Annotated in this window: 24 protein-coding genes; 16 read left to right on the top strand and 8 right to left on the bottom strand. The window is 36.9% G+C overall.

The window, feature by feature from the left end; all coding sequences use genetic code 11:
* Positions 1 to 2 precede the first annotated feature (2 nt).
* Positions 3 to 2,120, top strand: a complete 2,118-nt coding sequence (locus tag ND855_RS14795) for an AsmA family protein (protein ID WP_265358976.1) — start codon at positions 3 to 5, stop codon at positions 2,118 to 2,120.
* Positions 2,121 to 2,142: 22 nt separating this feature from the next.
* Here the strand turns inward: ND855_RS14795 and ND855_RS14790 are convergent, their stop codons facing one another.
* The 4 genes from ND855_RS14790 to ND855_RS14775 form a co-directional block, all read right to left on the bottom strand.
* Positions 2,143 to 3,840, bottom strand: a complete 1,698-nt coding sequence (locus tag ND855_RS14790; protein ID WP_265358975.1) for a hypothetical protein — start codon at positions 3,838 to 3,840, stop codon at positions 2,143 to 2,145.
* A 9-nt stretch (positions 3,841 to 3,849) separates the two neighbouring features.
* Positions 3,850 to 4,890, bottom strand: a complete 1,041-nt coding sequence (locus tag ND855_RS14785; RefSeq protein ID WP_265358974.1) for an SH3 domain-containing protein — start codon at positions 4,888 to 4,890, stop codon at positions 3,850 to 3,852.
* 115 nt (positions 4,891 to 5,005) lie between these two features.
* Complete coding sequence (locus ND855_RS14780) at positions 5,006 to 6,823, bottom strand: MutS-related protein (RefSeq protein WP_265358973.1); 1,818 nt, start codon at positions 6,821 to 6,823, stop codon at positions 5,006 to 5,008.
* On the bottom strand, positions 6,759 to 6,989 hold the full coding sequence (locus ND855_RS14775) for a hypothetical protein (RefSeq protein WP_100725929.1): 231 nt from the start codon (positions 6,987 to 6,989) through the stop codon (positions 6,759 to 6,761). Before ND855_RS14775 ends, ND855_RS14780 begins: the two co-directional genes overlap by 65 nt.
* 166 nt (positions 6,990 to 7,155) lie before the next feature.
* On the opposite strand from ND855_RS14775, the gene ND855_RS14770 reads away from it, so the two are divergent.
* From ND855_RS14770 to ND855_RS14735, 8 genes are all read left to right on the top strand, one after another.
* Positions 7,156 to 7,368: a hypothetical protein gene (locus ND855_RS14770; protein ID WP_238760335.1), complete on the top strand. Its 213-nt coding sequence runs from the start codon at positions 7,156 to 7,158 to the stop codon at positions 7,366 to 7,368.
* Between the two features lie 68 nt (positions 7,369 to 7,436).
* A complete protein-coding gene (locus ND855_RS14765) occupies positions 7,437 to 9,485 on the top strand; it encodes an AMP-dependent synthetase/ligase (protein ID WP_265358972.1) in 2,049 nt (682 codons plus the stop codon).
* Between the two features lies 1 nt (position 9,486).
* Positions 9,487 to 10,263, top strand: coding sequence for an enoyl-CoA hydratase/isomerase family protein (locus ND855_RS14760; protein WP_265358971.1), 777 nt, complete (start codon positions 9,487 to 9,489; stop codon positions 10,261 to 10,263).
* A gap of 236 nt (positions 10,264 to 10,499) precedes the next feature.
* On the top strand, positions 10,500 to 10,838 hold the full coding sequence (locus ND855_RS14755; protein WP_015676644.1) for an arsenosugar biosynthesis-associated peroxidase-like protein: 339 nt from the start codon (positions 10,500 to 10,502) through the stop codon (positions 10,836 to 10,838).
* 3 nt (positions 10,839 to 10,841) lie between these two features.
* Positions 10,842 to 11,816: an arsenosugar biosynthesis radical SAM (seleno)protein ArsS gene (gene arsS / locus ND855_RS14750; RefSeq protein WP_265358970.1), complete on the top strand. Its 975-nt coding sequence runs from the start codon at positions 10,842 to 10,844 to the stop codon at positions 11,814 to 11,816.
* The gene (map, locus tag ND855_RS14745; RefSeq protein WP_265358969.1) at positions 11,817 to 12,572 is read left to right on the top strand and encodes a type I methionyl aminopeptidase; all 756 of its coding nucleotides are present in this window, start codon (positions 11,817 to 11,819) and stop codon (positions 12,570 to 12,572) included.
* A 32-nt stretch (positions 12,573 to 12,604) separates the two neighbouring features.
* A complete protein-coding gene (locus tag ND855_RS14740; protein WP_265359415.1) occupies positions 12,605 to 13,423 on the top strand; it encodes an alpha/beta fold hydrolase in 819 nt (272 codons plus the stop codon).
* 100 nt (positions 13,424 to 13,523) lie between these two features.
* The gene (locus ND855_RS14735) at positions 13,524 to 13,928 is read left to right on the top strand and encodes an MAPEG family protein (protein ID WP_265359414.1); all 405 of its coding nucleotides are present in this window, start codon (positions 13,524 to 13,526) and stop codon (positions 13,926 to 13,928) included.
* On the opposite strand, the gene ND855_RS14730 is transcribed toward ND855_RS14735, so the two are convergent.
* Entirely contained in the window at positions 13,925 to 14,926 is a 1,002-nt protein-coding gene (locus tag ND855_RS14730; protein WP_265358968.1) for an NAD(P)H-dependent glycerol-3-phosphate dehydrogenase, read from the bottom strand. The two genes, ND855_RS14735 and ND855_RS14730, sit on opposite strands and share 4 nt — an antisense overlap.
* A gap of 56 nt (positions 14,927 to 14,982) precedes the next feature.
* On the opposite strand from ND855_RS14730, the gene ND855_RS14725 reads away from it, so the two are divergent.
* Genes ND855_RS14725 through ND855_RS14705 form a run of 5 tightly spaced genes read left to right on the top strand, consistent with a single transcriptional unit; the run spans position 14,983 to position 19,951 of the window.
* On the top strand, positions 14,983 to 15,663 hold the full coding sequence (locus ND855_RS14725; protein WP_265358967.1) for a hypothetical protein: 681 nt from the start codon (positions 14,983 to 14,985) through the stop codon (positions 15,661 to 15,663).
* Positions 15,664 to 16,668, top strand: coding sequence for a metallophosphoesterase family protein (locus tag ND855_RS14720; RefSeq protein ID WP_265358966.1), 1,005 nt, complete (start codon positions 15,664 to 15,666; stop codon positions 16,666 to 16,668). It begins immediately after the preceding gene.
* On the top strand, positions 16,669 to 17,070 hold the full coding sequence (locus tag ND855_RS14715) for a hypothetical protein (protein ID WP_265358965.1): 402 nt from the start codon (positions 16,669 to 16,671) through the stop codon (positions 17,068 to 17,070). It begins immediately after the preceding gene.
* Between the two features lie 5 nt (positions 17,071 to 17,075).
* The gene (gene recG, locus ND855_RS14710; RefSeq protein ID WP_265358964.1) at positions 17,076 to 19,136 is read left to right on the top strand and encodes an ATP-dependent DNA helicase RecG; all 2,061 of its coding nucleotides are present in this window, start codon (positions 17,076 to 17,078) and stop codon (positions 19,134 to 19,136) included.
* A gap of 26 nt (positions 19,137 to 19,162) precedes the next feature.
* Positions 19,163 to 19,951 carry a M15 family metallopeptidase gene (locus ND855_RS14705; RefSeq protein ID WP_265358963.1) on the top strand — a complete coding sequence of 263 codons (789 nt, stop codon included), beginning with the start codon at positions 19,163 to 19,165 and terminating at the stop codon, positions 19,949 to 19,951.
* Here ND855_RS14705 and galE read toward each other — a convergent pair.
* A complete protein-coding gene (gene galE, locus ND855_RS14700; protein ID WP_265358962.1) occupies positions 19,946 to 20,914 on the bottom strand; it encodes a UDP-glucose 4-epimerase GalE in 969 nt (322 codons plus the stop codon). The two genes, ND855_RS14705 and galE, sit on opposite strands and share 6 nt — an antisense overlap.
* On the bottom strand, positions 20,911 to 21,717 hold the full coding sequence (gene lpxA / locus ND855_RS14695) for an acyl-ACP--UDP-N-acetylglucosamine O-acyltransferase (protein WP_265358961.1): 807 nt from the start codon (positions 21,715 to 21,717) through the stop codon (positions 20,911 to 20,913). Before lpxA ends, galE begins: the two co-directional genes overlap by 4 nt.
* Before the next feature lie 105 nt (positions 21,718 to 21,822).
* Here lpxA and ND855_RS14690 point away from each other — a divergent pair, with 105 nt between their 5' ends.
* Entirely contained in the window at positions 21,823 to 22,170 is a 348-nt protein-coding gene (locus tag ND855_RS14690; RefSeq protein WP_407658722.1) for an Hpt domain-containing protein, read from the top strand.
* 4 nt (positions 22,171 to 22,174) lie between these two features.
* Here ND855_RS14690 and ND855_RS14685 read toward each other — a convergent pair whose 3' ends face one another.
* On the bottom strand, positions 22,175 to 23,572 hold the full coding sequence (locus ND855_RS14685) for a DUF6938 domain-containing protein (protein WP_265358959.1): 1,398 nt from the start codon (positions 23,570 to 23,572) through the stop codon (positions 22,175 to 22,177).
* An 89-nt stretch (positions 23,573 to 23,661) separates the two neighbouring features.
* Between ND855_RS14685 and ND855_RS14680 the strand changes: the two genes are divergently transcribed.
* Complete coding sequence (locus ND855_RS14680) at positions 23,662 to 24,843, top strand: acetyl-CoA C-acetyltransferase (RefSeq protein WP_265358958.1); 1,182 nt, start codon at positions 23,662 to 23,664, stop codon at positions 24,841 to 24,843.
* Positions 24,844 to 24,846: the final 3 nt, after the last annotated feature.

Genomic DNA, 24,846 nt, shown 5'->3' with positions numbered 1-24,846 from the left:
TTGTGAAATTATCTTTAAGAGATACAATCAAAGGTGTAATCGGGAAAACACTCTTAACATTTATCTTTGTCATATCAATGACAATGTTTTTTATTTTGTATCCACTGTTAGCTGATCCTGATTATTACAAAAATTTAATTCTTGAGTCTACGTATAAAATGACTCAACTCAATGTGAATTATAAAAGTTCAGAGCCTGTATTTTTCCCTTTCCCGGGTATTGAGTTAAATGAAGTTACAGTTTCTAAAGTTGATGATGAAATTATCCACGTCCAAAAATTGCGTATTGAAATCTATTACGGGGTATTTGTTGGTAAACCATTAGAGTTAAGAAAAATATATTTAAATACAGGCACAATTGAAATCACCAGAGAAAAAGATGAATCATTTCCATTATTTGAAAAACTTTCGGAACAATCTTTAGAAGAAACAACTTTATCATCTAAAAACAAATCTAAAGTTCAAACAGATAATCAAAAAGATACATCTGAAGAACTCTATTTTTCCAAAACGTTTGTTAATTTAGTAAATCAAATTGAAATTAAGAACATTACGATTTTATTCGATGACAAACTCTATTCTCGAAAAATTAATTTATACCTTTGGGGCACAACGCTTCATATAGACCATGATTTACGGAACATTGATTTTTATTTGTATGGAAAATTAAATAATGAACCTATAACTTTCAGTGTCGATTTTCTTTTTACGGAAGATAAATTAACCTATGAAACTTTAAGATTAGAAGGTGAGTTCCAATTTCAAAACGTAAAAGGTATCGATTTACACGATATTTTAATCATTTTTACAAGAGGTGATTTACGATTTGTAAAAACATCAGGTACAATCCCATTTTATAAAAGAGATGAATCTAAAATTTATGCTGTAGTAGACCAATTACATGTACAAGACTTGGCATTAAAAGATGGTAAAACGTTTGCCGATGGTCACGTATCGACACTTATCAATTATGATAGTAACGAAGATAAATTGTCTTTTGCAAATATCATAGTAGAATGGAAGGGAAAGTCAAAACTGTATGGATCAGGTTACGTAAACTTTTTAAAACCTCCACTTTCACCGACTGTTTCATTTGAAGGATCTTCCGATTACTTGGATGTCCCTAGTCTCATTAAAGTTTGTAAAATTTGGATCGATCCCGATTTTGAAAAATCAATCCTTACCCGTGGTTTACCAAATACTGGATATGTAAATCGAATGAATGTTTATTTGAACTTTCATTTTCGAAATCTAACCATAGTTGATTTTAAAGCAGATTCATTAAAATTAAATGTTCATTATGCAAAACGAAAATTAAACATCAATCGATACGAATTAAAAGTATATGATGGAGATATAATCGGTACTGGCGAATATCGTTGGCTACAACCTGTTGGACTTACTTTAAAAGGTGAAATTAAACATGTTTCGATTGCGCCAGTTTTATCAGACATTTTTAAAATATCTCCCATTACTGGAAGTATCGATTCGGATTTTGTAATCCATTCACCTTCTGATACCGAAGATGGTTTGGTTGATAATTTACAAATCATCGGGAATATTAATGCAAAAAATGGAGAGTTATTGAGTTATACAAACATTTTAAAACCCATTAGTTCTATAGGTAGTGTTATCAATTTAAAGAAAATCGATTTTAGTAGAGCTACCCCATATAATGAACTCAAATTCGATTTTCAGTATGCAAATGAAAACATTGAAATCAAAAATTTTGCCTTAAAAGCAGATGGCATAGCAGGTTCAGGTGGTGGAAAAATTGGATTTAACAAAGCCATTGATATGAAGTTTACGATTGCTTTTCCTGGTGTTGCTGGTAAGGCATTAAAACTTCCCATTATTTACCGAGGAACTTATGGAGTTTCTTCACCATTCATTGATCCTATTTGGTTAGGTTCGGTGTATGCAGGCACAATTTTTTTAGCAAGCCCTGCAGGAGCAGCCGTTGGAGGTATAGCTGGATCTGCTATGTCTGAATATGTCAACCGAGCAGTGGAAAATGTGACAGGTGGAGTACAAAAGAGTTGGAAAGGAATTAAATCAATGTTTGGTGGCAAGGAAGAAGAAGAGAAAAAAGAAGAAAACACCAAAGAGAAATCTCCTTAGCATTTTCTTTTTGTGAAATTTGTTAGTTCATAATTTCTTGAATCACTTGGCAAACTCCTGAGTCTTCGTATTTGAAGTCTACAGATGGTTTATCCGATCTTAGTTCAGAGGGTGAAAATTCAAATTGAAAGAATTTTGAACTGCCTTCGAAAAAACAAATGTCTTCTATTGGAGTTAATTCTCCTTCATATTCATCATAACAACTTCGATCTGTGCCAGTGATGAATAACTCGCCTTTTGGTTGTCTCCACTTAGTAATAGAAAAACATCTATTATCATTTACTGAAAATGAAGTTTCTAATGTACCAGAATAATCGGTTGTCCTTTTCACGCTAGAGTTGAATCGAAATAAATCTAACATGATCCAATATCGTTTTGATGCGGAAAGGATATATACCATCTTTCCCAATTTTTCATCAAAGCCACCTTCACCAAATTTAAGGGCAATTAACATTTTGGCTTTTTCATAGTTATTGTTTTTGATGATATCTTTGTAATCATTAGGGATGGTTTTGAGGTATTCTTTAAAACCCTCTCCCGCAATCAATAAGTTTGGTGTTGTTTCTAAAGGAGATATAATAAAATCCTGTTTATCAGTTTTGACTTTAAATCCTAAAGAATTTCCTGATTCTTCGGCAGAAATGGAAACTAGTGAATATGTGTCTTCTTTTGTAACATTTCCATTCACATCTAAAATTTGAAGTTTTAATTGAAAATTGGTACCTGCATCATTTAATACTCCAAATAGAGCTACTACTTTCGATTGATCTAAATTTGGATCTATTTTTTTAAGTTTGTTAATCGCCGAAATTCCAGAATCTGCATTCACTAGATACTGTGCTTCAAATCCTGAAACAGAATAAACTCCTTCCTTCGATAAATATTCGAATACTTTTTCGGAAAGATATGGATAGTTTTTCAGTTTATTGAATTGTCCAACTAACCCTTTGAAGGTGGAAGCACGTAATGGAAATCCAGCAATGTATGAGTTTAATAATTCATTTCTTGTTTCTGTAAGTTTTTCTTCAAAATCATTATTTGTCACAACTGAATTGATAACTCCCTCCTCATTTACTTCTTTTAAGAATGGATATTTTTTCTTAAGTGAGGTTATGTATTGGTCATCTCTAGTAGAGTTTTTTAATAGTTGGATGATCTGATAGACTTCCTCTGTTTTTAATAAACGATCATCGGGCTGTGTTACCAATGAATTCATTAAAAATTGAAAAATATTATAATGATATAAGACAACTATGTTGTGAATAGATTTTGGATCTAAAATTAGTTTTTTTAAATCATTACTCTCAAGGTATTCACTCTCAGAAACGATAAGTCTCTTTTTTAAAGTTTCTGAATAACTTGAAGTTGAATTGAAATAATCACTACTTGCTAGATCAAATTCTCGAATGTATCCAAATTCAGTTTTGCATTTATGTTTAATCGAACTTGGACATTTGAACTGATATGTTTTATAAACCATATCCTTCTTTTCGATTGCTACAGATGCGATGATTTCTACTGAATCTATGTCACTGATTGTGCCAATTTTTTCAGCAAGTGGTTCTTCTGTTTGTAAAACTTCTATTGAATCTTTCTGATCGACAAAAAAGATTTTTTTAGGTTCAGTAAAATTTTCTACCTTCTTTTTGCTGCAGTTCATAAGAACTACAACAAAACTTAATAATAGTATTCCGCTTAATTGAATCGATACTTTTTTCATATATAATCCTTAATAACTATCTACCACTTGGATATATTCGCCGAATAAAAATCCTTTTTTACCATCGCTTGTTTTGACTTGGTACCAAAAATCTTCCATTTCTTCACCTTTGCTATTGGTGATGATGTACTTCCTTGGTTCTCTGGATATAATTTCGACTACAGAATTTCCTTGTAATCCAGTGATCACTTCTGATCGTTCATTCGCTTTGGAACGTAAATTCAAACGATCCGATACATTGATAATCGCATATTGTTTTGCAGCTTTTAATTTTTTTAAGTTTGCACTAAGATCTGCTAGATTTGGATGATTAGGGTTCGACTTTTTGAATCGAATTAATGTTGGAATGACTTGAGCAGGTTTAAAATTGGAAATTGCATCAAATGCTTCTTTGCTTATTTCAGTGTCTTGGCTTGCAAGTAATCCTTCAATTGCTAATAAAGACTCATCTGTTTTAAACTTACCAGCACTGTACAAACATGCCATGACAAAATCTTTATCTTGGTTTGAACAAAATGGTTTTACAAACTTCCATTCATCCCATGCATTAATGTTTCCCAATCCCCGAATCGCTGCTAGTTGAGTAGGTTTATCTTTCCATTCAATTGCATTTCGGAAGATGGGTGCATTACCACTGCGACCAACTTTAGATAATCCTTGGACACTAGAAAAACGAATTTTTTCACTTTTGTCTTTTACCCCTTTTTCAAAGTAGGATTGTGATTTTACATTTCCGATTTTTGCAAGAGCCTCGATTGCTGCTTCTCTTACATAGACATCATCGTTATCGAAAGCTTTTTGTAATTCGTTGATTCCAGCCTTTAGTTCACCTAAAGATAGTGCAGCTTGTGCTCTAATTTTACTGGATTCCCCTTTCTCTAATTGTTCTGTGACTGGTTTAACGTACTTAGAATCTCCAGATTTTCCCATTTCGGATAGAATTGAAATTCGGTCATTATCATTTGATGCGCCTTTCAAATCTTCTTTTAGATCACCAGCATAGATATGAAATCCCAAGGTAAATAGTAAAATTGCAAATCCTTTCTTCACGTAACTCTCCAGTCGTTGGCAATTGCCAGAATTTCACAACTGTTAAAGAATTTTATAACTTTGTCAAGGATTCATTCTTTGAAAAAAAATGACAAACTAACAGTCGTCTTTGAATTTAATTTTCCTTATCATTTCGAATGGGAATGCCTTCATTTTGTAAAATCCGAAGAGCATTTGTTGATCCAGAAACTCCATCTCTAATCTGATAATCAAAATCCATTTTACCATTGGTTTCTAATTCAGTGAAATGGTATCGTTTTGCAAAGTTCATTTCGGCAAGTTTGAGATCATGTGTCGTTAAAAATACAATGCATTTTTTTTCGCGTAATACTGCCAAAATTTCACGTGTGGCGATGTACCTTTCTTTTGAATTTGTTCCCTTTAAGATTTCATCTAAAAATAAAATTGGGACCTTCTTGGAATTGTCTGCATTGTGTATGATTGTAGCAAGTCTTCTGACTTCTGAATAAAAGAAGGAAACCCCATCTTCCATTGAGTCTTGTGAACGAATTAAGGTATGGATTTGAAACTCTGGGTATTCAAAACCATTTCCTAATACAGGTGCCCCTGATCCAGCAAGTAACAAAGACATGGCGATCGATCGCATGTATGTTGTTTTTCCACTCATATTGGATCCAGTGACAATCATCAAATCTCCTGGATTCATTTTTGGTAATGGATTAAAAACACGATTTGTTTTAGGAATCATTGGATGGACAAGTGAATTTGATGTTAGAGTTCCTCCATTGTTGATTGTTGCAAAGTTTGCTTCTGGATTCAAAAATCCAAAATTGACCATAGGTAAAATGGAATCAATTTTAATGCTTTCGTTTTGTAATTCATTCCAATGAAACGAATATTGTTGTTTCCATTTTTGTAAGGTTTTGATTTTCCATAGGTCCCACAAACAAAGGACATTTAGCACCAAATGTGGAAGGGGAGAAACCAAAAGTTCAGAAGAATCTCCGAGGTTTGCAATTTTGGATAACATTTTTTTTGTGAATTTTCTTTCCTTCGAAAGAAATAAAAATGTTTTTTGAAAACGAACGGATGACTGGCTTAGTGTTTTAATTTCCTTCCAAATCAAAGTAGAATCTTTTCGATAACTTACGAATAAAATTCCATTGGTGAGTAACAAAAGAGGTAGGAAAGGTAAATCGAATAACAAACCAAAAACGATATAAATTGGTGAGAAAATTCCCCATATAGGAAACATCCAACGTAGCCAATTTCGTTTGTTCCAAAAATTGGTTTCGAATTGAGTCGATGGGATCTCAAATTTTTCATTCGGTTCTCCCTCTAATACTAAAAACTTTCTCATCAAATGGAATGCTTTGTTTTTTTCTGTTAGGATTGTTTTGACCAAGGATTTGTCTGAAATGGCAAACTTCTCTTCCAATGGTTCTTGTAAAAATCGGAACAAATAGGAATGGAAACCTTCTTTTGTGATGGTAGTGTCAAATACTCCCAAAAACCCTTGTTTGGTGCAAAGATCCAAATCAATGGATAAGGGATGATTTCTGACATCAATTGGATATTCCCAAAGTTCTCTAGTTTTTAATTTTTTAAAATCTCCAGAAAGACGTAGTAATTCTTCCTCTATAAATTGAAGTGTACGTTTGGCAAAATCCAATTGTGACTTCCGATTTGAATACAATCGAACCAGGTATACAAAAGGAAATAACGGGAGAAGTGAGACTCCATATTCTTTCCAAGTGAGTTTGGTTAGATAACAAAAGGAAATCGCAAATAAAAAGGTTATAAAAGTAGATAATCGAAAAACTGAAACGATTCTAAGGCGATTGGATAAAAACTGAATTTTGGATTTGTATTTATTTTTCCTTAAAGAAAGGAAAACATAAGTTGGATTAGTGGAAAAGTGGTCGTTCGTAATTTTCTTCTTCCCGACGAGAAATCTCTGTATCGAGGACACGAATGAGACTTCCTAAGTCATTTAATCTCCATTTGTCGATGAGTCGTCCTTTCTCGCGACCAGAAAACTTATCTAAATACAAAGTACCAAATAGGTCTTCTCCATATTCATAAGCAACAAAGCGCCCGCTTCGTCTCCCTGTAGAATTTTCCAATCGAATCGTCATGAACGAATACCAAAAATCAGAGAAAAAAAAATAGTACAAGCAAAATTTTTTACTTCAGGATATTCATTTTTCGGCGATACATATATCGGGGGGAGGCTACCTACCACGGATGGTGGGAACCTTCAAAATACAGAAACCCCGGAAACCGGAAAGCACGGAGGCTTGTATGGATTTCTATCCTGATATGAATTTGGAGTTTAAAAGCTCTTTCGTTAAAACCAACCAGTTTTTTGCTAACACAGAAGACGAATCCCTTCTCCCGCAAAAAGGTCTTGCAGCACGTAACCTACTCAACCTTTCGCAGATGACCAAACTCCACGAAATACGCAAACGCCATTTGAAAAAAGGACACCAACGCGAAGGGTTCCACTGGGACTAATCATCTAAATTTCTCTTGACCATCTGAAAGTAGAGTCTATCATAAAGACCGCTTTTAGATGGAGAGATATGGCAAATAACCTAGCAGAAGTTTATAAGGAATCCTCAGAAAAATTTGGTCCAAGACCAGCATTTTGGTATAAAAATGCACAAAAGGATTACCAAGCACTTACCTATAAACAACTTTACGAAGATGGTATCGCACTTGCAGAAGCCCTAATTGATTTGGGTGTAAAAGCGAGAGAACATGTTGGCGTATTAGCTGACAACCGAGTCGAATGGATCATAGCCGATTGTGCTGTGTTAACTGCTGGAGCGGCAAATGTTCCACGCGGATCTGATATCACTGATTCGGAAATCGTTTATATTTTAAACCACTCGGAAGCCAAAGTTGTTTTTTTAGAAAACGATAAGGTTTACGAAAAATACAAAAATAACAAATCCCAGGTGAAATCGGTAAAAACCGTAATCATTATGGACAAAGACACCAAACTCAAGTCAGGTGCTGGGATTTTACATTTCTATGATCTATTGGAAAAGGGAAGGGAACTTCGTTCCAAAGGAAAACGAGAAGCGGAAAAACGGATGTCTGGAATCAAACCAGATGATTTGTATACACTCATTTATACATCTGGAACGACTGGAATGCCAAAAGGTGTAATGCTTATGCACTCCAATATGATCCACCAGATGCATTATGTGGTTCCTCGTGTTGCGAAAGTAACTCCAGATGATCGTATGTTGTCCATCCTCCCTGTATGGCATATCTTTGAACGAGTTGTGGAATACTTCGCTATCATCAATGGAGGTTCAACGTATTATACAAAAGTAACGGAACTCCGAAACGACATCCAAAAAGCAAGGCCAACCTTTATGGCATCTGCGCCAAGGGTTTGGGAAAGTATTTATAACGGGATTTACACTCGTATTAATGATCCGAAACAAACTCCTCCTGTCAGAAGATTTTTGTTTAAGGTTGCTTACTTTTTTTCGAAACACTACCATGCTTCCATTCGATTTTTGAAAGGTTGGGAAGTGGATTACGAAGGAAGAAATATCATTCAATCATTGTTTCTTTCTGTTGTATCAGTCGTGAAATTGTTGTTAACTGGACCATTCACAGTAACAATCCTTTCCCTTCTTGCTTCTCAGTTTTTAGTAGCAGAAGAGAGTGCCCTCAAAACTCCTCTCTATGTATTGGCTGGTCTTGGAGTTTTATTTAACTCGTTCACACTTGATCGGATCGTACTTTCTAAAATCAGACAAGCGACTGGTGGCCACTTACGTGCGACACTTTCTGGAGGGGGAGCCCTTCAAAAACACGTAGATGCTTTTTTTATGGATATTGGGATCACAGTTCTCGAAGGGTATGGAATGACGGAAACAGGACCGGTTATTTCGGCTCGGACATTTGACCGACCTATTATGGGTTCTGTTGGGGATATTGTTCCTCTCAGCCAAGTACAAATCAGAGATGATGCAGGAAATGTTCTCTGCCATATTGATGACAAACGAAATATCATCTTCGGTAAATTAGGTGCCAAAGGTGTGGTTCATATCAAAGGGCCTCAAGTGATGAAAGGGTATTACAAAAACCCTGAAACCACTAAAAAAACCATCGTAGACAATTGGATGAACACGGGTGACATTGGGATGATCAATTTCAAAAAAACCCTGACACTCACTGGTCGTGCAAAAGACACCATTGTTTTACTCGGCGGGGAAAACGTTGAACCGGTTCCAATCGAAAACAAAATTGATGAGTCACCTTACATCAAACAATCGATGGTTGTGGGCCAAGACCAAAAAGTACTCGGAGCAATCATTGTTCCTGACTTTGATGCTCTTATCCCTTGGGCAGAAGAAAATGGAATCACAGAAAAAAGTCCAGAGAAACTCATTGTTCATCCAAAGATTGTGGACTTCTACAAAAAAGAAGTTCGCAATTTTAACAGTGTTAAAACTGGATTCAAAAACTTCGAACAAGTGCAATATGTGACTCTTATCACAAAACCATTTGAAGTTGGGGATGAACTCACAAACCTAATGAAGATGAAACGACATGTGATTACAGAAAAATACAAAGACAGAATTTTGGAGCTCTACAAAAACAGTTAATATGACTCCTTTTGCAGAGATCTTTCATGGAGACCGCATCTTGGAAATCAAGATGCAGTCCAATGAAAAGAACACATTTGATTTTGAAGCCTTTGTTTCATTTCAAGAAATCTTAAACAAACACGCAAACAACCCAAACTTGCGTGTTTTATTATTCACATCCGCACAAACACAATTTTTTTCCAATGGGATTGAACCCACTCTCATGTATGGAAAATCGGAATCTGAAGTTAGACGTTCCGTTGAACAGTTGTTAAGAACGGCACAAACCTATTTCCATTTTCCAGTTCCAACGATTGCAGTGATCAATGGTCATTGTATGGCGGCAGGTGCTGTTTTTGCTTTGTTTTCCGATTACCGTTACATGGTGGACAAAGGAGGAAGGATTGGTTTTTCAGAAGCAATTGTAGGTCTTAATTTTCCTTCGATTCCAACCATCGTATTGCAAGACTTAGTTGGAGTAAAGGCCACTCGCGACTTACTCTTTACGGGAAAACAAATCAAAGGTCCAGAAGCCAAGGAAATTGGCCTTGTGGATGAATTATTTAGTGCCGATGATTTATATCCTGAAGCAATGAAGTTTGCCGAATCCCTTTCCAAACTCACATACAATTCAAGTCGTGGTATGAAGACTGCCTTACGAGAACCTTACCGAACACAAATGGAATCCTTATTCCAATTGGATGCAGATTTATTCACAAAAGTGATATTATCTCCCGATGGCCAGGAAGGATTTTTGTCACTCATCGAAAAACGTAGGCCGAAGTTTCAAACCTAATTGAACATTGATGATCGTATGTGGTAGAAATCTAAGTCACATACGGTGTCGTTTCTGATGTGTTGATTCCATTCTTTTGGATTGAGATGATGTTTAAAAAATACATCATTTAAATGTTAACAAATGGAATTTTTGATTAAGATTTTAAACCAAATCGTATTTTTTAATCATTCTAAATAAAAGGCAAACCTTGACTTGGGTGTATCACCGTCCAAAGTATACGAAAGGGGAAATATATGGCAGAAAATCATTATTACAACGCAAAAGACTTAGGAAAATTTGGAGAAATTGGTCGCACGAATCCCGCTCTTGCTGATAAATTTTTTGGGTATTACAATGCTGTTATGGCGGAAGGAGCACTCACGGAAAGAGAAAAAGCTCTCATTGCACTGGCAGTGGCTCATGCTTTAAAATGCCCTTATTGTATCGATGCATACACAACCACCTCACTCCAAAAAGGTGCTGATGAAGCTCAAATGAATGAAGCGGTGCATGTGGCTGCAGCAATGGCTGCTGGGATCAACTTGGTTCACAGTGTTCAAATGCAAAACAAAATTGACGAACTCTCTTTTTGATCTATGGACTTAACCGAACAACATTCCACCTTACAAAGTTATAGCGGGAATCCATTTTTAAAAACGGTTGGAAAACCAATCCAAGCTCGTTCGATTAAGGTATTTCAAATCAATGTTGGCAAGTGGTGTAACCAAGCTTGTCGGCATTGCCATGTGGATGCATCTCCCATTCGCACAGAGATGATGGATAGAAATACTGCGGAACTTTGTATTGACCTCATTTCAAAAATTCCAGAAATCGAAACCGTGGATATCACTGGTGGTGCACCAGAAGGGAATCCACATTTTAAATACTTGGTAACAGAATCAAAACGCCTTGGAAAACGAGTGATGGATCGATGTAACCTCACCATTTTAGAGGAACCAGGTTATGAATGGTTGTATGAATTTCTAAAAGAAAATGAGGTTGAAATTGTTTCGTCGTTACCTTCCGTGTTGGAAAATGTGACGGACAACCAAAGAGGAAAAGGTGTGTATCAGAAGTCGATTACCGCCTTAAAGAAGTTAAACGTTTTAGGTTACGGCACAACACTTCCCATCCATTTGGTATACAACCCCAATGGATTGTTTTTAAGCTCTGGGCAAACACAATTAGAAAAAGAATACAAAGAGAATCTATTTAAAAAATATGGAATTGTATTCAACCAACTGTTTTGTATCAATAACCTCCCCATCAATCGGTTTTTAGGATCCCTTGTCCGAAGTGGTAAGTTTGAAATGTATATGGAAACATTGGTCAATGCTTACAATCCAGCAACAGTGAATGGACTCATGTGCCTGGATCAAATATCAGTAGGGTATGACGGGTCAGTTTACGACTGTGATTTTAACCAAATGTTGGAATTAAAATCCAAAGAAGTGAAACACATCAAAGATTTCGATTTGCACTCCTTTCTTGGACGAGAGATCGTTGTAGCAAACCATTGTTATGGTTGTACAGCTGGAGCTGGTTCTAGTTGTGGTGGAGAAATTGTCTAAATGTCGATTCAAAATGAAAAAGACCTTCAAGGGATTTTAAAAGCTGGCAAGTTTGTCGCAAAAGTACGTGAACTTTTAAAATTATTAGCAAAACCAGGTGTATCTACATTGGAACTGGATATGGCTGCCAAACATGAGTTTGAAAACGCAGGGGCTTATTCAGCACCAAAGTTTGATTATCAATTTCCTGGTTTTACCTGTATCAGCACCAATTTTGAAATTGCTCATGGAATTCCTAAAAAGGAAACCATTTTAAAAGAAGGCGATTTGGTGAATGTAGATGTATCTGCAAAACTCGATGGGTATTATGCTGACACTGGGATTTCTTTTATTGTTGGAAACACAAACCCTAATTTGGAAAAACTTTGTGAGACTGCCATTGAAGGAACCATGCGTGCCACAAAACAAGCGTATACTGGAAATTATTTAAGAAATATTGGAAAAGAGATACATTCTGCTGCCAAAGAAAATGGATTCACTGTCATTAAAAACTTAGCTGGACATGGCACTGGAAAAAAACTGCATGAAGAACCACAAGTGTTGGTTTACGAGGACAAACGGGACCATCGTAAACTGAACCATGGCCTTGTCCTTGCAATTGAATCCTTTATCTCCACAGGAAGTCAAACTGCTTTTGAAGAAGCAGATGGATGGACCCTTGTGGCCGGGAACAGAAAAGGAAATTTAAGTTATGTGGCACAATGTGAACATACTGTCATTGTGCAAAATGGAAAACCCATCATTGCCACTTTGTAATTTTTGATCTGACTGAAGGTATCGAGGATTCTCTGTTGTCTCTAGAAATCATCGAACAAGGAGTTCCGCCTGAAGGAGCACAAGGTTTTCTCATCCTTTGGCCAAGCACAGGTGGGAATGCACGTTCCTTTCGTATACGAGAATCAGAACTTATCGATTACGGACTCAGATTAATCCGATTCAATCCACCATCACATGGTGATTCCAATGGAACATATGATCCAAAATCCGCCATTACGCTGTTAGATGAATATTTAAGGAAACAAAATTATATTGGGAAACAATTGTATGGAATTGGACATAGTGGAGGTGGCGCAGCCCTTCTTTTATACGCAAAACAAGTACAATTCCAAAATTTGTTTTTATTATCTCCCATCCTAAATAGTGTCCAAAGTTTAGAATTTTTGTATGAATCAAATTCCATAGAAGAATTTAGTCGATTGTTACTTTTACCAAACATTTCTGATGATGAATCTCCCAACAAACAAATATTAGAGACTTTATCCACTTCACTTTGGTTGGAAACAGGTAAGGTTAACCATCTTTCTTTTCCAGTTAAAAATACAAGGATACAGTTGGATTCACTTGCTCAGTTTTTACAAAATTTATTTTTACCAGGATTTCGTGTGGAAAACGTTGATTTTGAAAAAAGAACAGATATAACAATTTTTTTACCGGCAATGGACAAATGGTTTCCAAAAGAAATCACATCCGAATTTGCAAAACGAAATCATATACGATTGGTAGAAATTCTGGAAGCACCTGATCATTTTTTTTCAAAGAGTTGGCTTTCTGTTTGGAAACAGATCAAAACGATTGCTTGGGGAGATAAAGAATCCTATCCCAGTTAAATTTTTTTCAATTATTGGTTTACAAATGAACCAGAGTCACTTAGAATTCTCGCCTGTATCATTTCACTCTGAATCGGTGGAAGGTTATAAAGGAGAAATTGTGGAACCCATCTATTTGGCATTGATTTTATTTACTCTTTGGACTTTGGGTCTTGGAGTTACATTGATTACCTATCGAAGTGTACAAGTGTTACTTGGTAAAAAAAAATCTAATGAATTTCCTGCAGGTATCCAACATGGAAGTGATTTTAATTGGAGGTTGAATCGGGCTCATCTCAATTGTTTGGAAAACCTACCTTTATTTGTGGCGGTTGTATTCTTAACTGTGAGTTTAGGAAAGGTAAATGAATTTGTGAATCAAGCAGGATTTGTGATTTTAGGAGCAAGGGTATTACAATCGCTTACTCATTTGATTGGAACGAATGTCCTTGCAGTGAACATCCGTTTTACATTTTATATGATCCAAATTGTGACTTACATTGTTTTACTCATCCAATTATTTTAAACACCTTCCCGTTTGAGGTCACGGCCCATGAGAGCTTTTACAACTTCTTTTGGGTCTTTGTCTTCGTATAACATGCGATACACTTCTTGAGTGATTGCCATTTCTACTCCCAATTTATCCGAAAGATTTTTGGTGGAGAGAGTTGTTTTGACACCTTCTGCCACTTCATTCATCGATGCCAAAATTTCTTTTAACTTCTCTCCTTTGCCCAATCGAAAACCTACAGTTCGATTCCTAGAGGCTTCCCCGCAACAGGTAAGGACTAAATCTCCCATACCTGATGGTCCAAGAAAGGTCATAGGATCTGCTCCCATTTTGATTCCCATCCGAGTGATCTCGTTTAACCCACGTGTGATGAGAGCAGCTCTTGTGTTTTGTCCAAACCCAAGCCCATCAGCAACTCCAGCGGCAATGGCAATCACGTTTTTCAGAGCACCACCCACTTCCACACCAACAACATCGGGAGTCCAATACGTACGAAAGTAAGTGAAACTAAAAATCTCTTGCACTCGTTTGGCGGTTGCTTCGTTTTTGGAAGCGATGGAGACAATGGTGGGAACTCTTTTTACCATTTCTTTTGCAAAACTAGGTCCAGAAAGATAGGAAAGTTGAGAATGGTACTGGCCTGGAAGTTCCGATTCAAAAATCTCCGAGACAAGTCGTAAGGATTCATTTTCTATCCCTTTTGATGCGGAAACAATGGGAACTTTATGCGGGATATGGTCTTTAATTTCCTTTAGGATGCCGGAAAGTGCATGGCTTGGTGGTGCGGAAACAATCATTTCCTTGTCTTTTACCACCTGAATGAGGTCTGTATTCGCCCGCAATTTTTCTGGAAGCACCAAATCGGGCATATGTTTGGAATTCATATGGTTTTCATTGATGGAACGAGCTTGTTCCTCACTCCGAGTCCAAAGGGTGACGTCGTAACCCTTATCTGCCAAAATACTACCTAGTGCAGTGCCAAAACTTCCAGCACCTATGATTCCAATCTTCATGAGTTCAGTATTCTAAATCTGCTTTCCAAAAAGGCAATAGAAAATAAAATTAAAATATGCTTTTAACGGATCTCTTCCGTTTCAACCCACTCAATCTCTTTTTGCCACCCAAAGTGGTCCCAAAGAGTAATTACAAAGTTACCTTATTGCTTGGTAGCTTAAAAAAAGTCATACAAACTGAAATCATCGCAGAAGACCCCGATTTAGAAAGTATGGAAGTCGGTTCTGCAAAAGGGGAAGTCATCTTAACAGGGACTTACAGGATGGAATGGCTTTGGATTGCAAGAATCCTAAAAGTAAATTCGATTCGTTACCGTGTGCGACTCAAACCAGTGTTAGTAAAAGACAACAAAGCTAGGTTAAAAATTGTTGGATACCGTGTATGGGACACAAAACCAAGACGATTTGACTTTGTTAGGTGGTTTGTAAAAATTGATCCTTTTCATAAAAAGAAAGTATTTGAATCCATCATCCATGCTGCTCCCCATATATTATCGATCACAGGTTTACAATGGGAATTATTATTTGATCTCAATTATTTTCTAAATTTGGTTCCGGCCATTGCAGGAAAAATCGAAATCCAATACTTAGTCGCTGATCATAATGAACTGTATATCTTTGTTAGATCCTCTACCATTTTAAAACCTCTGGTAGATTTTTTTGGTCCTGAATACCTTAAGATCGATTATATAGAAGAGGATAGAGATATTCAGATGTTACTTTGGGAAAACGAATAAATGAAAATCATTTATCTTACGGATATCCATGATGGACTTCATGGTCTAAAAAAAATTCTACAATCAACAGAAGCAGATTTGTACCTTTTTTCCGGAGATATCATCTACAAAGCATTTTTTTCCTTTGATCGTATCATCGATTTTTGTGGTGTCCAAGAAGAATTGTATTATTTATTAACTGAAAGAAAAGACGACTCAACTCCCTTTGATTTTACAACTCATGCGATTCGTTTTCCCGAAAAGTATTCTACAGCCATTGTTGAAAAATCACAAAAATATAGAGACTTATATAAGTTAGCTGCTAAAACGATGAAAGAAAAATATGAAATCATCGAAAAATTGATTTTGAAATACGCAAAATCACCTGTTTATTGTTTGCCGGGAAATTATGATTTAGATTTACAATACACTGAATTGTACCAAAGAGAAGTGCATCGTAAAAGTTTTGATTTTAGAAATATCAAAGTATCTGGGTATGGTGGCGCACCCATTTGGACTTCAGGAATACCTGAGAAACTAACGGTTGTTTTTCATGAGTATACGAAAAATGGAAAAAACTATAGTGAACCTGAGGACTTTTTCCGGGAGGAACTACCTGACATCTGTTGGATACACAATCCAGCGTATGGTTATTTTGATACCATTCCAGGAGTAGGAAAGTGTGGTAGCCAAGGGATACGTCGTTACTTAGATGATGAATCTCCTTCTCTTGTTGTCTCTGGTCATGTTCACGAAGACCAAGGAATTAAAAAAACTAAAAATACTGTTTTTATCAATCCATCTAACTTCGGTGCTGTGGACTCTTTACATGGTTTCCAAGAAGGTGGATATTATGCTGAAATTATAATGGAAGGAAAAAATGTTGTACAATCCAATCTTTGCCAATTAAAGGAAGATGTTTGCCATACCTTAATTGAAGTAGATTGTTCGGAAAAACAATTAAAACTCATTTCTCAAAATTCAATTTCAACTGTGAGTTCTGAAGATTACATTCGAGGAAACTAAATGGTCACCTTTCTGACGATTTGTGGCGTATTATTCACTGTTGCCTTTTTTCTATATGCTCTCTCTGCAGTTGACAACCAATCTCTAAACCAAAAAGAAAAAGAACGTCTAAAAAAAGAAGAAAATCTTCGCGTGGGGGATCCACGAAAAGTTTACGGGAAAGATAAAGATCCTAATATGCCAAGACTCCGCCTATGTCCTGTTTGTGGAACAGTTCTTCGGAAAGATGAATATTTATATGCTGCTATTTCTACTTATACAAACAGCGAAGGGAAAAAACAGGCACAAATATATGGATGTAAATATTGTTATTTGATTTTAGATTCTGAAAAAAATAATCCAGATTCAATTGTTGGGAAAGTCAATCCATTTGGACCACCAAAACCCACGGATGAAATATAAATTCTATGTTTGATCTCACACAAAGTTTATCGAATCTAAAAGGGATTGGCCCGAAACGTAAAACAGTTTTATTGGAACATGGAGTTACAACGTATTACGATTTGTTGACTTACTTTCCAAGACGTTACTTAGATCGAAATTTTACAAAGGATATTATTTTAAAACAAGGTGATAATGTCACTTTACTAGGAAGTATTGTAGATAGTTACATTGTGCACGGAAAAAAGAGTCGATTACTTGTTGGGTTTCGTACATTAAACAATGAAAGAATCAACTTAGTGTTTTTTCGTGGAGTCAATTTTTTTCACAAACTATTTGCGATTGAGAAAAAAGTTGTGATCTCTGGTAAATTGGAATATTTTAAAGGATATCAGATCGTTCATCCTGAATATGAATTTTTATCAGACACAGATGATCCAGAGGATTCAATACATGCTGGTCGGATTATTCCTTTGTATCCATCCACTGAGGCACTCAAAGAAGAAGGATTGGATTCAAAAGGTTTACGAAAACTCATCCACCAAGTATTAGAAAGTGGTGAGATAGGAGAAAACCTTCCTTCTAAATTTATCAAAAAACGAAGGTTACTCGGCCGTGACGAAGCATTTCGGAAAATTCATTTTCCCGATACAATGGAAACAGTCCAAATTTCCAGGAAACGTTTTGCCTATGAAGAGTTTTTTTATTTCCAAAGACTCCTATTGTATAAACAAAGAGAACGACAAAAAGTAAAACGATTGTTGTGGCCTCTTCCAAATTCACCTTCTCGCGTTAATTTAGAGAAAAATCTTCCTTTTGAATTAACAGAAGATCAAAAAATAGCGGTTACGACAATACTCTCCAAAACAAATACAGATTCACCTTCGGCGTTTCTGTTACAAGGGGACGTTGGATCTGGAAAAACCATTACTGCACTACTTGTAGGTTTACATTATATCGATAACCACATCCAAGTTGCCTTTTTAGCTCCAACAGAAATTTTAGCTAGGCAACATTACCAAACAATTTATAAATTTATGGGCAATATGCCGTTCCTTGGCATTGAATTGTTATTAGGTGGTGAGAATAAAAAATCTAGAGCTGAAAAGTTAAACCGTATCAAAACTGGTGAATCCAATATCATCATTGGAACGCATTCTTTGTTGCAGGAAGATGTGATTTTTTCTGACTTGGGACTGGTTGTCATTGATGAACAACATAAGTTTGGTGTCGACCAAAGGGAAACAATTCGTGCCAAAGGAAAAAATCCTGATCTATTGGCTATGACAGCAACTCCTATTCCCAGAACACTTTGTCTCACTTTGTACGGGGACTTAACTCTTGTGAATATTAAAACAAAACCAAAAGGTCGTAAACCCATCGACACACGTTGGTACAAAGAAGACCGACGAACAGGCGTATACAATTCAATTCGAAAGTATGTAACCTCGGGTAGACAGTGTTATATTGTATACCCTCTTGTTGAAGAATCGGAGAAGGTTGATTTGGAATCTTGTACGGTAGCTTATGAAAACTTACGAACTAATATTTTTCCTGATCTTAAAATTGGATTATTACATGGAAAGATGAAAAGTGTTGAGAAAGAATCCGTTATGGAAAAATTTAAATCAGGAGAGATCCAAATTTTAGTCACTACAACTGTTGTGGAAGTGGGAGTGGATGTACCCAATGCTACAATTTTGGTAGTGGAACATGCGGAACGATTTGGAATTTCCCAATTACACCAGTTACGTGGTCGAGTAGGAAGAAGTGATTTGGAAAGTTTTTGTATATTGATGACAGGTGATTTTGTCAGTGATGAAGGTAGAGATCGATTAGAAGCATTAGTAACCTCCAACGATGGTTATTTTTTAGCCGAAAAGGATCTCGCCATTCGTGGTCCTGGCGAACTTTTAGGAGTCAAACAAAGTGGGCTTCCTGAGTTTAAAATTGCTGATTTGGTTGTGGACCGTGAACTTTTGGATGAAGCAAAAGAGGATGCATCATCCCTTCCGTTGGATGATCCAAGCGAGGTATCTGAACTCAGGATACGATTCAGTGAAGGCAAATTTTTATTTGCGAATTAATCGGTAATTTTTAAATGAACCTTACTATGTTCAGAACGAAATATCTATTATTGTTTTTGCTCTCAATACTATGCGTATGTGGAGAGAAACCTGTCAAACAAACTCAAACTGATTTGTATTTGGGTATTGATAAGGTTTCCTATTTAACCGGCAAATTCAATTCTCCTGGACCATTAGCGCCTGTTATATTAGAAGAAAATGCAAAAGAACATTTCCTTCGACCAGATGTTAAAAAAGCACTTCACAAAATGATCAATGATTTTGAAGACTCAAAACCAAGTTCTTATAAACAACATATTTTTTTAGTTTCTAGTTTCCGTAATTTTTCACACCAAAAAGGAATTTGGGAATCCAAATACTCTGGTAAAAAAGCGATGCGAGTACCGATCACCGGAAAGTCACCTGAAGAAATCATCAATTTGATCTTAGAATTTTCGAGTGCTCCTGGAACATCTCGTCACCATTGGGGAACCGACTTTGACTTAAATGCTTTGGATAATGCCTATTTTGAATCGAATGGAAAGGGAAAAATTCTATACGATTGGTTAAAAGAAAATGCTTCCAAATATGGATTTTGCCAACCATATAGTCCACTTGCTTCACGAAATAATAAAGGTTACCAAGAAGAAAAATGGCACTGGTCTTATGCACCCATCTCAAACCAACTCACTAAAGAATGGGTAAAATCATTTCAATCTGGTGAGATCAAGTTGACCGGAAGTTTTATGGGAGCTGAGGTGTTAGGTGACCGGGCTTTGGATTATGTAAGGTCCATCAACCCGGAGTGTGAAAAAATTAGTTCGCAGAATTTATAGATTTTTATACAAATTCCACATACTCGATAGTAATGTTTCTGCATCACTATAGATTGGTTTCCAGTTCAGTATTTCCCTAGCTTTTTTGGAAGAAGCTAGTAATTTAGCAGGGTCTCCAAGTCGCCTAGGCCCTGTTTTGTGAGGAATTTGTTTTCCAACAACTTTCTCGGATAAATCAGCCATTTCTTTGACTGAATATCCGGCTTCCGATCCTAAGTTTACAGTTAAACTTTCATTTTTTTCCATGATGTAGTTTAAGGCCAAAACATGTGCTTTTGCTAAATCACTTACGTGAATGTAGTCACGAACACAAGTTCCATCTTCTGTATCATAATCATTTCCATAAATCTCAAAACCTTTCCGAATACCAGACGCTGCTTCCATGATGATGGGTAATAAGTTGGCTGGGGTTTTTTCGATTCCTTTGATTCTACCTTTTGGGTCGTAACCTGCAGCATTAAAGTAACGTAGTCGAGCTGACTTTAATCCTTTCAGTTTATCAAACCATTCCAAATTTTCTTCAATACAGAGTTTTGTATAACCATAATAATTTTCAGGTTGTAAGGGATGATTTTCGTCTATTGGCAAATATTGAGGAGCACCATACACCGCAGCGGAAGAAGAAAATACAAAAAACTTGCAACCATATTCAATCATGGCATTTAACAAAGTGAAGGTTCCATTTAAATTATTCATTGTATATTTTAATGGATCTGTCATGGATTCACCCGCAGCTTTCCAAGCGGCAAAGTGAAATACTGCATCAACCTTTTTGGAAAATGCTTTTTTTAGAATATTTGGATCTTGGATTTCCCCTTTAATGAATTCATTTCCAGGAAACAAATTAGCTTCATTTCCTTTTTCCATATCATCCACAATAATGATTTCATGTCCTAGTTCCATTAGTTCTAGGACAATGTGACTTCCAATATAACCGGCTCCCCCGGTAACGAGAACTCTCATTCTTCGTCGGATCCACCAGAAACAAATCGGTGATCAACAACACCACGTTTACTTGTTTCAAAGAATTCGATAACTTTTTGTACTTCAGGAGCAGGATTTGGGTCTTTCTTAAGCTCAGCTAATGCTTGTTTTGTGTTAAAACCACTATGATAGATCGTTTTATAAACTCTTTTGATTGCAAGACGAACATCGGCAGAAATTCCAGCTCGTTTCATTCCGACAACATTCAAACTTACCACAAGACCAGGGTGACCGTCAACAGTTGCATACGGAGGAACATCTTTTACTACCTTTGTGAGGCCTGCTAACATTGCATAATCGGAAACTCTTACAAATTGGTGAACTCCCACTGATCCAGAAATGAAGACTTTGTTTCCGATCACAACGTGACCAGCAAGCATTGTGTTTTGGACTATGATATTATGGTCACCTACAATCGTATCATGTGCAATGTGTACATTACCCATCATATAATTATGATTTCCGATGGTAGTAGCTTTCCCATCTACAGTGCCCCTATGGAAAATAACGTTTTCTCTAAAATGATTGTGATCCCCAATTTCCAAATAGGTTTTGGTTTCGGGTTTGAAAGCTAAATCTTGAGGCAAACCACCGAAACTACCACCTGAGGAAATTTTGTTAAATTTACCAATCCGCGTCCCAGACAAGATTTTTACGTGGGATTCGATGACGGTTCCTTCTCCAATTTTTACATCTTTTTCGATGATACAAAATGGACCTACTTCAACGGATTCATGTAATTCCGCCTTTGGATCGATGATGGCAGTGGGGTGTATTTTCATATTGATTTACAAAAAAAACCAATTGGAAAGACCTGCAAATGATTTTTTAAAATGTAATTTACACGCTTTTATGAGTCTGTTATCTTTTGAATGGGTGGTGTGAACTTGTTAATAGATTGGTCGCGAATCGAATCTCTTGTGGATATGAATGATCCTGAAGACCAAGCATGGCTGAAGGAAATGATTACTTCGCTATTGGAAAATATGGCGACTCGGGTTGAAAATTTGGACCGATTGATGTTATCCAAGGATCCAAAAGAACTACAATCCGAACTCCACCAAATCAAAGGAGTTGCTGCCAATTTTGGACTGGCAGGTCTTTCGGAAGTGGTGGTCAAAGCTGAGGCACTTGTGAAGTCAGGAGACGTGGACTCATCCATAACCGAAGGAAAAAAAATTCCAGGGATTTGGGAATCCACGAAACAAGAGTTAGAAAAAAAGTTCTCCTCTTAAATCCTTAAGAAGCGGTCGCCATTTCGACGGCCGTTTTACTTCCGTTATAGACCCCTTCGATTGTATTTTTGATAATGGATTCGTTCATTCGTAGTAACAAATCATCGGACTCAGTGAAAATTTGAACCAGTTCCTTTGCATGCATCACTTCCCTACATTCCACAGTTCCTTCTCCTAGTTCCAAAGACCTTACAACCGAAGCAGCTTCATGGTCTCCAACCCTGCGGATAAACAGTTTTGGTATTGGAAAAAATGCCAACTCAGATGGTTTTGTGACAAGGACATCTGCAATTCGAATGAGTTTGTCGGTTGCTGAAAATGCTTCTGTGTGAGTTGGAAAATGAAACAAAACTACAGGCGGATTGTTTTCATTGTCATCAGACCTAAGAGGGTGTCGTGTAATGAAAGTTAGTAGGTCTTCCCAGGAATCTATTGATAAATATGGGATTTTTTGAAAAATCAAATACTCTTCAATTGCCTTGAGCACTTTCACATGGTCACCAGTGTTAATCCAATACACTGCTTTTTTGTTGGTGAGATATGACTTGGTCAAACGAATGAGATCTAAAATATAACCTTTTTGTGCACCCGCTCCACCAATTGGGATTAAGAACCTTCGGATTTTTTTGGAATCAATCCTTCTTACACGATTTTCAGAATCAGTGACAGCATTTGATACAATGTCTTCTGATACCCAATGTCCAGCGACAGCGAGATTGTCTTTTGGTACACCCATTTCGATAAACTTGGTATAAGAAGAAGGGGATTGGACTAAGTTCAATGCTCCAGGCACAAGTAAATAGTATTGTGGGTAATTATCACAAATTAAATGAATGGTTTTGTTAAAATCAGAAGCAACTGCTATCTGACCATTTAACGGGTATGTGGTGATGACAGGTGAATCTTTTGGAATTCCATTCATGAGTCCTTTGTACAGAGCTGCAAGTTGGCATGAAAATTCAAGAGAGGTTAGATTTCCTTGTGACATAAGTTGTCCCCAAATCCATTCCACAGGACCACCAATCTCAGCACTCATACGAGAGAAAAAACTATAACCAGAATCGATATCGGCAATGGCTTTTGATTCCGGGGAGGTGATGGCAAGTAAATCGTGTAAGTAAGTAGGGATGTTTTTTTTCAAAGAATGGGAATACACTGAAAGTGCCATTCTGTGGTGACCGTACCCCATCCGAATGCTTCCCACGAGTAATCTTGTTTCAATGGGATTTTGTCCTTTGTCGGAAATGAGTTCTAGGCCAGGGTACAAAGGGGAAGGGGAAGAAAATAAGGGAATGGAGCTTTCTCCAATAGAATATCGTTTTTGGAGGATCCCTCGAATGAGGCCTGCGGTTTGTTTGGAAATAAAACCTGTGTCAAGGCCGAACATTGGTTCTCGATTCATGCAGGAAGTCTATTTAAGTGGCATTCTCTTTCAAGTGAAATTTCAATTCTTAGCTGACAGGTGACCAATTTTGCCCATTCCTGGTATCTATGGAACAAGTTTACATTTTGGGCGGACTGAGATCCGCATTCGGTAGTTTTGGCGGAACACTCAAAGACATGAGTGCCGTAGACCTTGGGGTCGAAGTATCAAAGGCAGCACTCCAAAAAACTGGAGTTGATCCTTCTTTAATTGAAGAAAGTATTTTTGGAAATGTTATCCCTACTGGTAAAGATGGAATTTATTTAGCTCGTCATATCGGGTTAAAATCAGGAGTTCCGATCACAAGTCCAGCATTAACACTCAATAGACTTTGTGGTTCAGGAATGGAAGCAGTGATCCAAGCTGCTAAAAAAATCATGTTAGGTGAGGCACACACTGTTCTTGCTGGTGGAGTGGAATCCATGAGCAATGCACCTTATGTTGTACGCAATGCAAGGTTTGGAGTTCGTTATGGAAATGCAGAATTTGAAGATTCACTCGCACAAGGTTTAACTGACATTTATGTAGAACTTCCCATGGGGATGACGGCAGAAAACTTGTCTGACCAATATAAAATTTCCAGAGAAGAACAAGATGCTTGGGCAGCCACTTCGCAAGAACGAGCAGAAGAAGCAACTAACAAGGGAATTCTAAAAAATGAAATCCATCCCATCACGATCAATGGAAAAAATCCAATTGTGTTCGATAAGGATGAATTCATCAAAGGAAAAGCAGGTGGAGCAAAACTTGCCACTTTAAAACCTGCTTTTAAAAAAGATGGATCGGTAACTGCAGGAAACGCATCGGGAATCAATGACGGAGCTTCTGCTATGATTGTCGCATCCGCATCCCAAGCAAAAAAACTCGGTAAGGAACCACTCGCGATTGTAAAATCTTGGGGACATGCAGGTTGTGATCCTGCTAAGATGGGAATTGGACCTGCACTTGCAATTCCAGCTGCATTACAAAAAGCAGGACTCAGTTTAAAAGACATTGGACTTGTCGAAGTGAATGAAGCATTCGCAGCTCAGTACTTAGCGGTACAAAAGGAACTTGGTCTTGATCCAAAGATCACGAATGTGAACGGTGGTGCTGTTGCAATTGGACATCCACTCGGAGCATCGGGTAACCGTGTGACTTTAACTCTTGCTCTTGAGATGCAAAGACGTGGAGTGAAGTATGGTGTTGCTTCTCTTTGTATCGGTGGTGGACAAGGAATCGCGATTGTTTTAGAAAACCCTAAAGCTTAGTAC

It is taken from the genome of Leptospira paudalimensis, assembly GCF_026151345.1.
GTDB lineage: Bacteria > Spirochaetota > Leptospiria > Leptospirales > Leptospiraceae > Leptospira_A > Leptospira_A paudalimensis.
This window is presented reverse-complemented; position numbering and strand designations above follow the sequence as displayed.

Excerpts from the sequence above, each read along its gene's own strand:
- map (WP_265358969.1), top strand. The coding sequence starts at position 11,817 with ATGTCGATTCAAAATGAAAAAGACCTTCAAGGGATTTTAAAAGCTGGC.
- ND855_RS14720 (WP_265358966.1), top strand. The coding sequence starts at position 15,664 with ATGAAAATCATTTATCTTACGGATATCCATGATGGACTTCATGGTCTA.
- ND855_RS14765 (WP_265358972.1), top strand. The coding sequence starts at position 7,437 with ATGGCAAATAACCTAGCAGAAGTTTATAAGGAATCCTCAGAAAAATTT.
- ND855_RS14760 (WP_265358971.1), top strand. The coding sequence starts at position 9,487 with ATGACTCCTTTTGCAGAGATCTTTCATGGAGACCGCATCTTGGAAATC.
- ND855_RS14730 (WP_265358968.1), bottom strand. The coding sequence starts at position 14,926 with ATGAAGATTGGAATCATAGGTGCTGGAAGTTTTGGCACTGCACTAGGT.
- ND855_RS14680 (WP_265358958.1), top strand. The coding sequence starts at position 23,662 with ATGGAACAAGTTTACATTTTGGGCGGACTGAGATCCGCATTCGGTAGT.
- ND855_RS14685 (WP_265358959.1), bottom strand. The coding sequence starts at position 23,572 with ATGAATCGAGAACCAATGTTCGGCCTTGACACAGGTTTTATTTCCAAA.
- ND855_RS14770 (WP_238760335.1), top strand. The coding sequence starts at position 7,156 with ATGGATTTCTATCCTGATATGAATTTGGAGTTTAAAAGCTCTTTCGTT.
- arsS (WP_265358970.1), top strand. The coding sequence starts at position 10,842 with ATGGACTTAACCGAACAACATTCCACCTTACAAAGTTATAGCGGGAAT.
- recG (WP_265358964.1), top strand. The coding sequence starts at position 17,076 with ATGTTTGATCTCACACAAAGTTTATCGAATCTAAAAGGGATTGGCCCG.
- galE (WP_265358962.1), bottom strand. The coding sequence starts at position 20,914 with ATGAGAGTTCTCGTTACCGGGGGAGCCGGTTATATTGGAAGTCACATT.
- lpxA (WP_265358961.1), bottom strand. The coding sequence starts at position 21,717 with ATGAAAATACACCCCACTGCCATCATCGATCCAAAGGCGGAATTACAT.
- ND855_RS14725 (WP_265358967.1), top strand. The coding sequence starts at position 14,983 with ATGCTTTTAACGGATCTCTTCCGTTTCAACCCACTCAATCTCTTTTTG.
- ND855_RS14755 (WP_015676644.1), top strand. The coding sequence starts at position 10,500 with ATGGCAGAAAATCATTATTACAACGCAAAAGACTTAGGAAAATTTGGA.
- ND855_RS14790 (WP_265358975.1), bottom strand. The coding sequence starts at position 3,840 with ATGAAAAAAGTATCGATTCAATTAAGCGGAATACTATTATTAAGTTTT.
- ND855_RS14705 (WP_265358963.1), top strand. The coding sequence starts at position 19,163 with ATGTTCAGAACGAAATATCTATTATTGTTTTTGCTCTCAATACTATGC.
- ND855_RS14715 (WP_265358965.1), top strand. The coding sequence starts at position 16,669 with ATGGTCACCTTTCTGACGATTTGTGGCGTATTATTCACTGTTGCCTTT.
- ND855_RS14775 (WP_100725929.1), bottom strand. The coding sequence starts at position 6,989 with ATGACGATTCGATTGGAAAATTCTACAGGGAGACGAAGCGGGCGCTTT.